The organism is Halomonas sp. GFAJ-1 (assembly GCA_002966495.1).
Taxonomy (GTDB): Bacteria; Pseudomonadota; Gammaproteobacteria; order Pseudomonadales; family Halomonadaceae; genus Vreelandella.
The window spans coordinates 435,691-449,593 of sequence record CP016490.1; the positions used below are offsets into that span (position 1 = coordinate 435,691).

Sequence of the window (13,903 nt, forward strand, 5' to 3'; positions counted from 1 at the left end):
AAAAGCGCCTTGATGCAACCTGCATCGCCGGTTAAGTGAAAACTCGTTATTACAATCAGTGTTTGGTGATGGGCGTAACGTTTAGCACATCCACTTCAAACGTCAACGTACGCCCCGCCAATGGGTGATTAAAATCAACCTCTACTCGGTCACCGTCAATGGTTTTGACCACGCCAGGCAACTCCGTTCCCGCTTTATCGGCAAAGGACATCACCATGCCAATCTCTGGCTCTTCATCACCAAAATCAGCACGCTTCAGGGTTTGGATATTTTGCGGATTATGCTGCCCAAAAGAGTGCTCAGGGGTAATCTGAAACGACCCGCTCTGACCAGCGGCCATGCCTTTAATCGGGTGCTCAAAGCCGGGCGGCAAGTTGCCATCGCCATACTGGAAGGTGGCAGGGGTTTTCTCTTTGGTGGAATCGACTACCGTGCCGTCTTCCAGCTTCAGCGTGAAGTGCAGGGTAATTTCCATACCGTCGTCGATCAGGTAATCCATAACGTTCCTCACGGTCGTATGCAAAGATTGTATCAGCGATATAGATAGGCGCCGTTACGCCGCTTTTTTGCGGCGTCGATCACCCATTATCGACTCCCAAATTAACCCTATTGCCCCCAGCGTAATACCGATGTCCGCCACATTAAAGGCAGGGTAATACCAGCCAGCAGCGTGGAACGATAAAAAGTCCACCACGTAGCCGTGTACTAAGCGGTCATAGAGGTTACCCAGGGCACCGCCAATAATCAGCGGCAGGGCAATCGCTAACAGTTTTTCATCGGCCCTCAGGCGGGAAAGCCAGATGGTCAAACCAATGCTGGCACCTACGGCAACCGTGGCAAAAAACCAGCGCTGCCAGCCGGGGTGGTCTGCCAAAAAGCTAAACGCAGCACCTGGATTATGCAGTAGCGTCAGGTTAAAAAATGGCAGCACCTCAACGGGCTGGGCGTAGTTTAAAAAGTGACTAGCCATATATTTGGTCAGCAAGTCCAACACGATGACTGCCACGGCCAGCCAAAGCCAGCGCAGCGGGCGCCCCATGGGCGGCCGCTGCTGTTGATCGTTCATCGTTGATGCGGCATTAGGCATAGTAACGAATCTCGCCGCTACCTTCAGGCAGGTTGCTGATGCAGCGACCGCATAGATCCGGATGCTCAGTATGAGTGCCTACATCAGCACGGTGGTGCCAGCAGCGCTCGCACTTCTGGTGTTCGCTTCCGCTAACCGCCACTTTCAAACCTTCAAGCTCGGTGCTTTCAGCATTGGCGGCATCCGCTAGCGGTGCGAGATGTACTTCACTGGTGAGCATAACGAAGCGCAACTCGTCGCCCAGCTTGGCAAGCGTGGCGTTCAGTTCATCGCTGACGTAAAGCGTGACTTCCGCCGCTAGGCTACCTTTGATGACTTTGGCATTACGGGCATCTTCCAGGCACTTGTTCACCGAGTGCTTCACTTCCAGCACTTGCTCCCAGAAAGCACGGCCTAACTCAGCACTATCATCTAAGGTTCCAAGACCGGTGTAGTAGGTTTCCAGCAGGACGCTGTCGCCACGCTCGCCGGGAATATGCTCGTAAATCTCTTCGGCGGTAAACGACAGAATTGGGGCAACCCAGCGGCTTAGCGCTTCGACCACATGATAAAGCGCCGTTTGCGCGCTGCGGCGGGCCAGCGAATCCGTTTGGGTGGTGTACTGGCGGTCTTTGATGACATCCAGGTAGAAACCGCCTAACTCGCGTGCACAGAAGCCATGCACCTGCTGGTACACATCCAAGAAACGGTACTCTTCATAGGCTTTTTCGATGCGCCCCTGTAGTTGTGCCGCGCGGTCGACTACCCACTGATCCAACGCCAGCATATCGCCAAAGGCCACTTGATCTTTCGCCGGATCAAAACCGTTCAGGTTAGAAAGCAAGAAGCGTGCGGTGTTACGGATGCGGCGGTACACATCGGCGGTGCGCTTCAAGATTTCATCAGACACCGCCATTTCACCGGAGTAGTCGGTCGAGGCAGTCCACAGGCGCAGAATGTCTGCGCCCAGCTTATCCATTACGGTTTGCGGCGCAACCACATTGCCAATCGACTTCGACATCTTGCGACCCTGGGCATCGACCGTGAAACCGTGGGTCAGCAGCTGACGGTACGGCGCATGGCCGTCAATCGCTGCGCCGGTCAGTAGCGACGAATGGAACCAGCCACGGTGCTGATCCGACCCTTCCAGGTACAGGTCAGCACGCGGACCGCTTTCATGGCCATGGGGGTGCGAGCCGCGCAGTACATGACGGTGCGTGGTACCAGAGTCAAACCAGACATCCAAGGTATCGGTGACTTTGTCGTACTCATCCGCTTCAGCACCCAAGAGCTCAGCAGGGTCGAGCTTAAACCACGCCTCAATACCCTCTTGCTCTACGCGCTTGGCCGCCTCTTCCATCAGTTCAACTGTATTGGGGTGCAGCTCGCCGGTTTGCTTATGCAGGAAGAACGGAATCGGCACGCCCCAGTTGCGTTGGCGAGAGATGCACCAGTCCGGACGATTGGCAATCATGCTATGCAAACGCGCCTGCCCCCATGCAGGGGTAAACGCGGTGGCCTCAATGCCTTCCAATGCCCGTTCGCGTAGGGTTTTGCCATCTTTCCCTTTGATATCCATGCCCACAAACCACTGGGCGGTAGCACGGTAAATCACCGGTGATTTATGGCGCCAGCAGTGCATATAGCTGTGCTTGATGGGCGTATGCGCCATCAGCGCGTTCACTTCGCTCAGCTTCTCGACGATATGCGGGTTGGCTTTCCAGATCATCTGTCCGCCGAAGAACGGCAGGTCATCCGCATACACGCCATTACCCTGCACCGGGTTGAGCATGTCGTCAAAGCTCATGCCATGCTCGCGGCAGGTGATGAAGTCATCCATACCGTAGGACGGCGCGGAGTGAACGATGCCCGTGCTGCCTACCTCAGACTCAACGTAGTCCGCTAGATACACCGGCGAAAGACGATCGTAAAACGGGTGACGGAAGTTAATCAGGTCCAGCGCCTTACCTTGGGCAGTAGCGATAACGCTACCGGTCAGCCCAAAACGCTCTAAACAGCTTTCCACCAACTCTTCTGCGAGCAGTAGCAGACGTTCGCCAGTGTCGACTAGCGCGTAGGTAAACTCAGGGTGAACGTTCAGCGCCTGGTTAGCGGGAATTGTCCAAGGCGTGGTGGTCCAGATGACCACTGCCGCAGGCTTGGGCAATTCGTTTAGGCCAAAGGCCGCTGCCAGTTTGTCGGCATCTTCTACGGGGAAAGCCACGTCGATAGCGTCCGATTTTTTATCGGCGTATTCAACTTCCGCCTCTGCCAAGGCCGAGCCGCAATCAAAGCACCAGTTAACCGGCTTTAAGCCTTTGAACACGTAGCCCGCATCGACCATATCCGCCAGCGCACGAATTTCGCCTGCTTCGTTGGCGTAATCCATCGAGCGATACGGATGATGCCAGTCACCGATAATCCCCAGGCGCACAAAGTCAGCTAGCTGGGTTTCGATCTGGGCACCGGCGTAGTCACGGCACAACTCGCGGGCTTTATCCGCAGCTAAGTGCTTACCGTGGGTGGTTTCTACCTTGTGCTCAATGGGCAGACCGTGGCAATCCCAGCCCGGCACGTAAGGTGCGTCGAAACCTGCCAGGTTCTTGGATTTAACAATAATGTCTTTGAGGATTTTATTAACGGCGTGACCGATATGAATGCTGCCGTTGGCGTAAGGAGGGCCATCGTGCAGAACAAACAGCGGCGCGCCTGCCCGAGTGTCGCGCAGGCGCTGATATAGGTCCATATCCTGCCATTTTGAAACGCGCCCTGGCTCCTGCTTCGGCAGCATGCCGCGCATGGGAAAGTCGGTTTCTGGCAAGTTTAGCGTGTGCTTATAATCCATAGTCCGGTCAGCCGTCGTTAGCATCGGCGGGGTCATCCGCCGAAGAGAAATCAGAAGAAATCGTATTTGAAGACATCGACTCACGCCCAAGCGGGGCCGAGGCCAGCGGAAGAGAATTCATGCAACCAGCATCCGCTGCCGCGAAATAGCGGCGCGCTCTGGCCTGATCGTGTTCAATTTGCGTTTTTAGCGCGTCAAAACTGTCAAACTTCGCTTCCCCGCGTAACTTTGCACAGGGGTAAACCGTCAACCGCTGGCCGTAAAGATCGCCGGAGTAGTCCAACAGGTGCACTTCCAGCGTGGGCCGTTCAGCCCCCACCGTCGGCCTAAGCCCGACATTCGCCACCGCGGGGTAGCGCTGTCCATTAGCCAGCTCGGCCACCACAGCAAACACGCCACGCAGCGTTAACGGCAGAGGCATCAGCGGCAGGTTAGCGGTGGGCACACCAATAGTGCGCCCTAACTGCTGATCGCGTACCACACGACCATGCAGCGAATAAGGCCTGCCTAGTAGACGCGCGACCGCGTCAAAGTTTCCGCTTGCCAGCAAGGTACGTACTCGCGTGCTGGAGACCCGTTCGTCATCGACTTTAAAGGTACGTGTATGCTCAACGCCAAACCCTGCCACTTGCCCGACCGTTTCAAGCAGGTTGAAATCACCTTTGCGGTCACAGCCAAAGCGGAAGTCGTCGCCGACCACTAAGTGCTTAACCCCTAAGCCTTCAATCAGCACCTGATCGATAAACTCACGTCCGGTTAGGCTGCGCAGCGTATCGTTAAACGGCAAACACAACACCTGTTCGGCGCCGTGGTCACGCAGTAAGCGTACTTTCTCACGCAGGCGGGTGAGCCGTGGCGGGGCTTGGTCTCCGGCAAAGAACTCCCGCGGCTGAGGCTCAAACACCACGACGGTCAGCGGCACATTCAGGCGTGCAGCATGCTCACGACACTGTTCCAGGATCGCCTGATGGCCGCGATGCACCCCATCGAAATTACCGATAGTCGCAACGCAGCCACGTTGAGCCGCTGTCAGATTGTGCAGTCCTCTAATGACGCGCATGGCACCTCTTGCCGTTTTAAAAGCGTTTGCCGTTTAAAAGCGTTTGATTATAACGAAGGCGCTGATTAGGTGCAGGCGAAGATTACCTTCACTCTCATCTTAACCACTCTTTTTTCGCCTTAGCTATTCATCTTAAAGTGACGCAGCCGCAGGCCAAGCGCTGTCAGCCATACAAAATAGAGCCCGCCCCCGAGAACCACTAACCCCGCTACCCAGCGAATACGCTGCCACAGTTCAAAATCAAGCCAAGCCTGCCAATCGGGGGCTGCAAGATAAAGGGCAATACTCATCAGTGCGCTACCACCTACCAGCTGGACTGCGTAACGCCCCCACCCCGGCTGGAAGACAAGCACCTTTTGGCGGTAAAGCAGGTAACCTAACATGCCGGCGTTTAAAAACGCTGACAGCGCGGTGGCCAGGGCCAAGCCAGCGTGGGCTAATGGCCAAACCAGTATCAGGTTAAACACCATGTTGGCCACCATGGCGATAATGCCTACCTTCACCGGGGTTTTCGTATCCTGACGGGCAAAAAAGCCCGGCGCTAACACCTTAATCAGCATAAAGGCCACCAACCCAAAGGCGTAGGCCCGCAGGCTCATGGCGGCCATTTGAATATCGTGGTCGGTCATCGCCCCATAGTGGAACAGCGTTATCAAAAACGGCTCGGCTAATACGGCCAGCGCCAAGGCGGCAGGCATGCCCAGTAGCAGCACCACCCGAATGGCCCAGTCCAGCATCGCCGAGAAGTGTTCGGTGGATTTATCCGCGTGGCGCTTAGAGAGCGCGGGCAAAATAATCGTGCCAATCGCCACACCGAAAACCCCCAGCGGCAGCTCAACCAGCCTATCCGAGTAGTAGAGCCAGGACACGCTACCTGCCACCAGTAACGACGCCAAGATAGTATCTAGCAGTAGATTTATCTGCGATACCGAAACGCCAAACAGCGCGGGAGCCATGAGCTTTAAAATACGCTTCACACCGTCATGGGCAAAATTGGGCCATGGCGTAGGCAAAAGCCCCAACCGGAGCAAAAACGGCACTTGAAACGCCAACTGGGCAGCACCTGCGATGAGCACCCCCCAAGCAAGCGCCATGGCGGGCTCTTTCATCAGCGGCATTAAAAACAGTGCTGCGCCAATCAACGAAAGGTTGAGCAGCACCGGGGTAAAGGCAGGCACCGCAAAGCGGTTCCAGGTATTCAGCACACTTCCCGAGAACGCCGTTAACGAGATAAGCAGTAAATAGGGAAACGTCAGGCGCAGCATATCGGCGGTCATCGCCAACTTTTCTGGGTCGCGGCCAAAGCCAGGGGCAAACACCCACACCAGCCAAGGCGCCGCTAACATCGCAAAGGCGGTTATTAGCGCCAGCATAGCCGTTAAACTGCCCGCCACCGCATTTAGCAGCTCGCGGATCTCCTGCTTACTGCGCTGGGTGGAGTACTCGGAAAGCACCGGCACAAAGGCTTGGTTAAACGCTCCTTCGGCAAACAAGCGGCGCAAAAAATTGGGAATCTTAAACGCCACAAAAAACGCATCAGCACCGTTTCCCGCGCCTAGAAAGGTGGCCACCACCACATCGCGTACCAAGCCCATCACCCGCGAGAGCATTGTCATGGCGCTAACCACTAACCCCGAGCGCATTAGCCCTCGGCGCTGGGGAGGCATGTTAGCTTGGGGTGGCGTGTTCGCGGTCATCACTCAATCCATAGAGACACAGGGTTGCCTTGGGCGGTGCTTTAGACACAAAAAAACCGGCCGCAGCCGGTTTTTTATAGGGCGTCTGCCGACTTACGCCGCCAGAGCCTTAATGCGCTTGTTCAAGCGACTTTTCAGACGTGCTGCTTTCTTTTTAGAAAGAACGTCTTTGTCAGCGATACGGTCAACAACCGGCTGCATGACTTTGAACTCTTCCATTGCTTTGCCATGGTCGCCGGTGTTGATCGCTTTGATCACACGCTTAATGTAGGTGCGGACCATGCTGCGCTGGCTAGCTTTCAGGACGCGACGAGTCTCGGCCTGGCGGGCGCGCTTGCGTGCTTGCTTGCTGTTCGCCACAGGTATCTCCTTGGAGAATAAAGGTTGCCGCCAATAAACGGCAACGGATTAACTATGTGTTTGTCGGCTAGGCATTTGCCAAAGCGCGACGTTTCCGTAACAACCAATTGATTTGAAAGGATTTTAAGCGCTTCCAAATAGTGTAACGAGCAGTCTAAAGGCTGCCCGTTCACGGGTCTTGTCTGAGAGGATGGCATAGTCTATCACGCGCAAAGCGGCCTTACTAGCAACTGTCAATACCTTTTAGAAGCTATACACCGGAATAGCGGGGTCACGCATCATCTCTGCGATTTCGCCCGGCGCGGCAACGCCCACTCCGTCAAGCAGATCCTCTTGGGTGTAATCGGTGTTGGGCAAATAGATCGCGCATACGTCCACAGTCACCCCTTCACCCATCAACATTTGCAGCATACCTTCTGGTTTAACCTCTCCAGCAGGGTTGCTTGGCGGGGTCTTTACCGCCTCGTCACTGGAGAAACCTTCTACCGCCAAATCGCCAGCAGCATCGCATAGCAGGATGTGTAAGTCAGCGCCCTGTTGACGCATGGCATTGCCTAAAATCATCGCCATCGTTTGTGTTTGCACGGCGTCACTGGTCAGCACCATCAGTGCCTGATCACCCTGCTCACCATGTTGATCTGCTACTGCCAATGCCGGTAATGCCAGCGCCAGTGAACCTGCTATAAATGTCAGCTTACGCATCGTCTCTTCCTTTCATTAATCATAAAAAAGCGTGTTTTAACGCGTTGTCGTTACTGCGATTCATACCATGCAACGTCCGGGTCAATTTCATAGCTCCAGGGCAACCCTGAATTACGCCAGCCATCCCGCGCCCGCACACCCTTGGAGTCACCTTCAGAAAGCGTGCCACCTTCAAAACCGTCACTTACAGAATAGACTTCTGAGAACCCCATCTCGGCAATGGCGTCCGCCGCAGGAGCGCTTCGCGTCGCGCCTGAGCGACACATAACGATAATCGGGGTATCTGCACTGGCGCGATGCGCCTCAAGGGCAGCCGCCACCTGAGCCTCAAAGTCGGTGTTACGCACCATTGGCCACGTACCGCCCTCTTTATCAAACCGCGCGGTGTCTGCTAACACCCAGGGCACGTGGATATCAGTAGGCTCAGCAAACCCCGTAAATTTGATTTCAACCGGATCCCGCACATCAATGAGCAGTGCGCTTTCATTTTGCTCCAGCAGCTCAAACGCTTCTCGGGCCGTCACGTATAACCCTAAAGTTGTCTCTCTATAGGCAGGGGCATCGTCTGCGTTAACCACGCCAGCACCCCCGGCCAGTAAGGCAAGTGAAGCAGCTAGCCCTACTAAGCCTCGTGACAAAGAGGATGACCCTAGCGCCAACGCGTTTTTGTAGGCGCCTTTATCTACACAGCCAGTCATAACAAAAACCTCTAATTAAATAACTCATTTGAATATGCTAGTACAAATAGCGCTGGGTGCAACTGTGGCGTGTTGTCACTCGACAAAAGCATGAGCCATGTCAAAAAACACAGCGTATCGGTTCGCTACGCGTCGCTGCAGCGGGGTTTATTTCTACCTGCTTCCTTGAATCCACTCGTTGCTGCCTGCATATCCATCTGTAACCTTTATTCATGCGATGCAGAGTTTACCCATGTCCATTATTGATCCCCGTACCGGCAACCCGCTTACTGCGGAGCCCGCCAACACCGCTAGCGCAGGAGAGAGTGCGAACGCACCCACTGAGCGCCCTTCAGTCACCCCTGAAGAGGTCATCATTGAGTTAAACGCGTCGAATATTCAGCAGGTGCTGGAAGCTTCTATGCAGGTGCCGGTATTACTAGGCGCCTACTCCCCCACCGACAACACCTGCAGCACCCTACTTGCAGTGCTGGATAAACTGGCGGTTGAGTACGCAGGCGCGTTCTTGTTGGCCAAGTTAGACATCGCGGCAAATCCAGAGATTGGCGGGCAGCTTGGCGTACGCTCGGTTCCCGATGTAAAACTGGTTAGCCAAGGCGGCTTAGTGGATGGCTTCCAAGGTGCGCTGCCAGAAAAAGAGGTGCGTGAGTGGCTAAACCGTTACTTCCCCGCGCCGGGTGATGCGCCCCCCAGCCCCGAAGAGCAAGCAGAAGAAGCGCTGAATGCCGGCGATATCGCCGCCGCACGGGAGATTTATCAATCCCTGGTCAGTCAGTACCCGGAGCACTACGCCTATCAGGTCGGCCTCGCCCGCGCCTTGGTGGCTGAAAAGCGTGGTGATGATGCCCGTAGCGTGCTGGATAACCTGCCCCCTGAAGAGCGCGATGCGGCCCCCGCACGCGGGGTACGCGCCAGTATAGAGTTTAGCGAGCAGGCGCTTTCCAGCGAAGAAGTCGCGGCGCTAGGTGATCGCCACGACAGTGAGGCGCAGTACCAACGTGCGCTGCGGCAGGTGGCGGATGGCCAATACGATGCAGGGCTAGAAGCACTGCTGGCGTTAATGAAGCAGGACCGCGCCTATAACGACGACGCAGCACGAAAAACGTTGCTGCAGGTATTTGATGCGCTTGGCGCCGACCACCCGCTTACCGTCACCTATCGGCGCAAGTTGTTCACACTGCTTTATTAATCAAGCTTTTAACAGCCGATCCATGCGCACTAACGCCGCTTCCAGCTGGGAAGCGGTGGTGCCAAAGTTAAGCCGCACAAACCCTGGGCAGCCAAACGCAGCGCCATCGGAAAGTGCTACACCCACCTGCTCAAGCAGTGCTTTAGCAGGCGAATCACCTAACCCCGCTTGACGCATATCGAGCCACGCTAAATAGGTGGACTCAGGCGGGCTTAGCGCCACCCCAGGCCATGATGCGACGCGCGCCTCTAAGCTAACGCGATGCTCCCGCAAGACCTCCAAAAGCGCCTGACGCCAGGACTCACCGTTACGATACGCCGCCTCCGCAGCAACTAAACCCAGCACGTTGCCATCTGGCAAAAAGCCTTTCGTGGCCGCAGCGAAACACTTACGCAGCGCAGCGTCCGGAATAATCGCGCAGGCGCTGGTAAGACCTGCAAGATTGAACGTTTTTGATGGCGCCCACAGCGTGATGGTTCGTTTAGCTAACTCAGGAAACATCGCGGCCAAGGGCCGATGACACGCATCTTTATCCAACAAAAGATCGCAATGCAGTTCATCAGAGACTACCCACAGGTCGTGGCGCTCTATCAGCTCCGCCAACTGGCTAAGCTCGTCCTCACGCCACACCCGCCCGGTAGGGTTATGCGGATGACACCATAGCAGCAGCCGAGTTTGCGGGGTGATGGCGGCTTCGAGCGCGTCAATATCCAGCTGCCAAGGCTCGCCAGCAGCCGCTGGCTCGGCTAACATCGCCTGTTGTGCTAACCGCCCCGTACGTTCGGCAACCGCCAAAAACGGTGGGTAGATGGGCGCAATGGTAAGCACGCCCTCCCCGGGCTGAGTCAGCGCCATGGCAGCAAAATGTAGCGCTGGCACGACCCCGGGTAGCCACAACTGCCAGTCAGCGTCAATGGGCCAATCGTAATGGCGCGCGCTCCACTGGCAAAGAGCTGCTGTTAGCGTAGCGGGAACTTCGCCATAGCCGTAAACACCGTGCTCAACCCGCGCTTTTAGGGCATCAACCACCGCCGGTGGGGAGCGAAAATCCATATCCGCTACCCATAACGGCAGTACCTCAGCATCATAACGGTGCCACTTTTGCGATGCATACCCCCCTTCGGGGTGGCGCCGCTCAACGGGCGTGGCAAAATCAAACGCCATAACGAATCTCACTTATTGATGGGAGTAGATACCGAGCATGCCGCAAGATGACTTTTATACCAAGACGCGCGCTGGGCTTTCGGCGCTGTTGCGGCAGTGGCGCTCGCTTGGTCAGGCCGATGCCAACCAGCTAGCGCTCATCCTGGCTGAAACCGCACGGGTCGCAAAGCTGGGCACCCCGGACGCGACGCCCAGCGGCGCGACACTTGAACAGTGGAGTCAAGATGAGCACGGCGACATACCTCTTTGGGCGCCACGTACCGCCGTGTTCCTACTCAACCAGATGCCCGCCCGCCCCACCCCACAAAGCGAAGCGGAAGCCTGCGCGTGGGCGTACTGCTGGCTACGCAACCGCTCCTTTGATTCGCTTCAGGCGGCTCAAGATGCACTCCCCGCACACTTAAAAGCGCCTTTAGAAGATGCTTTAGAGGCCGCATGGCGCGACCAGCAAGGGTTACGCTTAGCCTGACATCAACGACGCTTACGCATCGACGACTTGGGCTTGAACCCCGCCGGTTTGGTGGCCAGCCACGCTACAAAGGCGCTGATCTCAGCATCCTCTTTCAAAGCGTCAAGCGTGGCAAAATGATCAGCTAGCTCCCGCTCGCTGTAGAGCCGATGAATATGCTTATGACAGGGATGGCAAAGCCACGCAATTGCGGTTAAGCGCTCCTCCCGGCTATGACGCTTTTGATAGCGTGGCTTGTTATGCAGGGTACGCGGTATCAGGTGATGCTTGGTTAGTGGCGCAGCGCGTAGGCAAAGCTCACAACCGGCGGGCTTTGGCGGTGGAGAGAGCAGATGAGCACTTGGCTTGTTAGAACGCATCACGATCGTGGCATCCTCGCACGCAGGCAGCGCAAAAAATGAATCAATGCATCAAATAGTGTTACGCAAACGGCACACCGATAATAACGGCACAATAATATGAAGGAAATCACCTCATGATAGAAGTTCCACTGACTTGGCAGCTGGCTAAGCTGAGCCTTTCAATTGGCATGGTGCTGGGGTTGGGCGCCATTGCAGTGCGAGCTAGCCCACGTATGGCCGGACTACTTGCAGGTTACCCACTAGGCACCGCGCTGGCGCTTTTTTTTATCGGCTTAGAGCTATCTCCCGAATTTGCGACCCAAAGCGCGGTTCATACCTTAGCGGGCTTTACCGCATCCATGGCCCTAGGGGCAGGCTATCTTGTGATGGGCCGCCAGCCAGGTCTAAAGGGGGTTTTAAGCGGCGTAGCGGGAGGGCTTGTTGCTTGGCTAGCAGTGAGCAGCGTGCTTGCCCAGTTCAACTTTAATCGGGTCAGCGGCACGCTGGTGACCCTCGTCGCTATTGCCGTTTTTAGCTGGCTGTTTCGCACTGTACCCGATGTTAAAAGCCCAGCTAGCCGAGCGTTTACCTGGCCTGCGCTAGCAGCTCGCGCAGGACTTGCGACAGCCATCATTTTTACAATTACACGCCTAGCACATTGGTTACCACCGGAGTGGGCAGGCACCCTGGCCGCTTTTCCTGTCACCATGCTGCCATTTCTGCTGATTTTGCATCTCAATAATGGGCACGCCCCCGTAGCCACCGTCATCAAACACTACCCCATGGGGCTGGGCTCGCTGCTTAGCTACACCCTATGTGTATCTTATACCTACAGCACCATGGGGCTTTTTTGGGGCACCTTGGCAGGGTTTGCTACCGCCACCCTATGGCTGCTTGGTTGGATGCAGCTCACCGCTTGGTATCAGCGTCGCACCACTTGACCAAGCGCTTGTTAGGGGTAATTCTGGCTAACTTAAACCACTAATAATAAGGATACCCAATGTTTACTCGCACAATTGAGCCTGCCTTTTATGATACCGACGCGCTAGGCCATATTAACAATACCCGCTTGCCCGCGTGGTTTGAGCTGGCACGCAATGACCTGTTTAAATTATTCACACCAGACCTTAATCCTAAGCAGTGGCGCTTAATCATGGCACGCATGGAAGTCGACTACCGAGCTGAACTGTTTTACGGTCACGATATCGAACTACGTACCTACCTGACACGCTTAGGCACTAGCTCTTTTACGGTGACTCAGGAAGCACGACAGCACGGCAGGCTTACTAACCTCGGCCACACCATACTGGTGCAGTACGACCATCAAGCAAAATGCGCTATGCCGATTGAGGGCGAGCTGCGTGAAGCACTGCTAGCGCACCTGCATGACGCACCAGAGCCTGCATAACGTTCATTCCCGCCGCGCGCGTTGCGGTATGCTGGGAGACCGCCATGGCGATCCGTTATAACCTTTGGATAGATCCCGACAATACGGCGCAACACCAGGCCGTAGAGGCAGATTTAGAGCGTTTCTTTATGGAACGCTTTGCTGATTACCCCCATATCCGCTTGTTCGGCGCCGACCCCTACGATTATGATGCCCCGTTCAACCGACTGTACGACGCGCTAATGGCGCGAGCCGCCGAATACTGTGAGCGGACATGGCGCTATGTAGCCTCTCCTGAGCAGCTTAACCGCTGTTTTTTCCGCGCCGTTGGCCGCTCAAATAAATTTATTCAAGACGACCGAAAGTGAGAGAACTGCGCAATGGTAATTCGTACCGACCAAGCCCCCGACGAGCGCCAATTGGCGATTATTACGCAACAGCTCGGACGGGCTCCTCGCGGTATTGAAGCCGTTGCTGCCACCGACTCTAAAGGCACGCCTTTAGTATTACGGATGGCGCCTATCGTGGATGGCAAGCCCTTCCCGACCCTTTACTGGCTCTGCTCAGAGCTACTTAAAGTCGAAATTTCACGCATTGAAGCGGTGGGCGTCATTAAGTCGCTGGAACAACGGCTTCAAGAAGAGCCTGATTTTCTGGAAGCGTACCAAGAGAGCCACCGCGACTACGTTAAGACGCGCTGGGCGTATATGAGTAATGCGCAGCGTGATGAAGTCGCAATGTTGGGTTACACCGACGTACTCACCGAACGCGGTATTGGGGGCATTAGCAACTGGCAACAGGTGCGCTGCCTGCATACCCAATACGCGCACCATTTGTGTGGCAATAACGCCGTTGGACAGTGGATGGACGAGCACTACCAGGTTGCAGACTGCCTAGAATAACCTGCTCCGTCAAAACGCCATCA

Annotated in this window: 16 protein-coding genes; 6 read left to right on the top strand and 10 right to left on the bottom strand. The window is 55.6% G+C overall.

The window, feature by feature from the left end; translation table 11 throughout:
- Positions 1-55: 55 nt before the first annotated feature.
- The 8 genes from BB497_01900 to BB497_01935 form a co-directional block, all read right to left on the bottom strand.
- Positions 56-499: a peptidylprolyl isomerase gene (locus BB497_01900; GenBank protein ID AVI61549.1), complete on the bottom strand. Its 444-nt coding sequence runs from the start codon at positions 497-499 to the stop codon at positions 56-58.
- 54 nt (positions 500-553) lie between these two features.
- Positions 554-1,087 (bottom strand): signal peptidase II, encoded by a 534-nt coding sequence (locus BB497_01905; protein ID AVI61550.1) that lies wholly within the window; start codon positions 1,085-1,087, stop codon positions 554-556.
- Positions 1,080-3,935 carry an isoleucine--tRNA ligase gene (locus tag BB497_01910; GenBank protein AVI61551.1) on the bottom strand — a complete coding sequence of 952 codons (2,856 nt, stop codon included), beginning with the start codon at positions 3,933-3,935 and terminating at the stop codon, positions 1,080-1,082. The genes BB497_01905 and BB497_01910 overlap by 8 nt, the downstream gene beginning before the upstream one ends.
- Positions 3,919-4,971 carry a riboflavin biosynthesis protein RibF gene (locus BB497_01915; protein AVI61552.1) on the bottom strand — a complete coding sequence of 351 codons (1,053 nt, stop codon included), beginning with the start codon at positions 4,969-4,971 and terminating at the stop codon, positions 3,919-3,921. Before BB497_01915 ends, BB497_01910 begins: the two co-directional genes overlap by 17 nt.
- A 119-nt stretch (positions 4,972-5,090) precedes the next feature.
- Positions 5,091-6,668, bottom strand: a complete 1,578-nt coding sequence (locus BB497_01920) for a murein biosynthesis integral membrane protein MurJ (GenBank protein AVI61553.1) — start codon at positions 6,666-6,668, stop codon at positions 5,091-5,093.
- A gap of 93 nt (positions 6,669-6,761) precedes the next feature.
- Positions 6,762-7,028, bottom strand: coding sequence for a 30S ribosomal protein S20 (locus BB497_01925; GenBank protein AVI61554.1), 267 nt, complete (start codon positions 7,026-7,028; stop codon positions 6,762-6,764).
- Between the two features lie 243 nt (positions 7,029-7,271).
- A complete protein-coding gene (locus BB497_01930; protein AVI61555.1) occupies positions 7,272-7,730 on the bottom strand; it encodes a hypothetical protein in 459 nt (152 codons plus the stop codon).
- A gap of 50 nt (positions 7,731-7,780) precedes the next feature.
- The gene (locus tag BB497_01935; GenBank protein ID AVI61556.1) at positions 7,781-8,428 is read right to left on the bottom strand and encodes a sulfurtransferase; all 648 of its coding nucleotides are present in this window, start codon (positions 8,426-8,428) and stop codon (positions 7,781-7,783) included.
- 232 nt (positions 8,429-8,660) lie between these two features.
- On the opposite strand from BB497_01935, the gene BB497_01940 reads away from it, so the two are divergent.
- Complete coding sequence (locus BB497_01940; protein AVI61557.1) at positions 8,661-9,617, top strand: co-chaperone YbbN; 957 nt, start codon at positions 8,661-8,663, stop codon at positions 9,615-9,617.
- Here the strand turns inward: BB497_01940 and BB497_01945 are convergent, their stop codons facing one another.
- Positions 9,618-10,781: an aspartate aminotransferase gene (locus BB497_01945; GenBank protein ID AVI61558.1), complete on the bottom strand. Its 1,164-nt coding sequence runs from the start codon at positions 10,779-10,781 to the stop codon at positions 9,618-9,620. It abuts the gene before it with no gap.
- A gap of 37 nt (positions 10,782-10,818) precedes the next feature.
- Here BB497_01945 and BB497_01950 point away from each other — a divergent pair, with 37 nt between their 5' ends.
- Positions 10,819-11,250, top strand: coding sequence for a hypothetical protein (locus BB497_01950; protein AVI61559.1), 432 nt, complete (start codon positions 10,819-10,821; stop codon positions 11,248-11,250).
- Between the two features lie 2 nt (positions 11,251-11,252).
- Here the strand turns inward: BB497_01950 and BB497_01955 are convergent, their stop codons facing one another.
- Positions 11,253-11,609 (bottom strand): hypothetical protein, encoded by a 357-nt coding sequence (locus tag BB497_01955; GenBank protein AVI61560.1) that lies wholly within the window; start codon positions 11,607-11,609, stop codon positions 11,253-11,255.
- Positions 11,610-11,725: 116 nt separating this feature from the next.
- Here BB497_01955 and BB497_01960 point away from each other — a divergent pair, with 116 nt between their 5' ends.
- The 4 genes from BB497_01960 to BB497_01975 are packed head-to-tail and all read left to right on the top strand — an operon-like array spanning position 11,726 to position 13,880.
- Positions 11,726-12,532: a hypothetical protein gene (locus BB497_01960; GenBank protein AVI61561.1), complete on the top strand. Its 807-nt coding sequence runs from the start codon at positions 11,726-11,728 to the stop codon at positions 12,530-12,532.
- A 59-nt stretch (positions 12,533-12,591) separates the two neighbouring features.
- Positions 12,592-12,999 carry a thioesterase gene (locus BB497_01965; protein AVI61562.1) on the top strand — a complete coding sequence of 136 codons (408 nt, stop codon included), beginning with the start codon at positions 12,592-12,594 and terminating at the stop codon, positions 12,997-12,999.
- A 44-nt stretch (positions 13,000-13,043) separates the two neighbouring features.
- On the top strand, positions 13,044-13,346 hold the full coding sequence (locus tag BB497_01970) for a hypothetical protein (GenBank protein AVI61563.1): 303 nt from the start codon (positions 13,044-13,046) through the stop codon (positions 13,344-13,346).
- Between the two features lie 12 nt (positions 13,347-13,358).
- The gene (locus BB497_01975; GenBank protein ID AVI61564.1) at positions 13,359-13,880 is read left to right on the top strand and encodes a hypothetical protein; all 522 of its coding nucleotides are present in this window, start codon (positions 13,359-13,361) and stop codon (positions 13,878-13,880) included.
- The last annotated feature ends 23 nt before the right edge of the window (positions 13,881-13,903 follow it).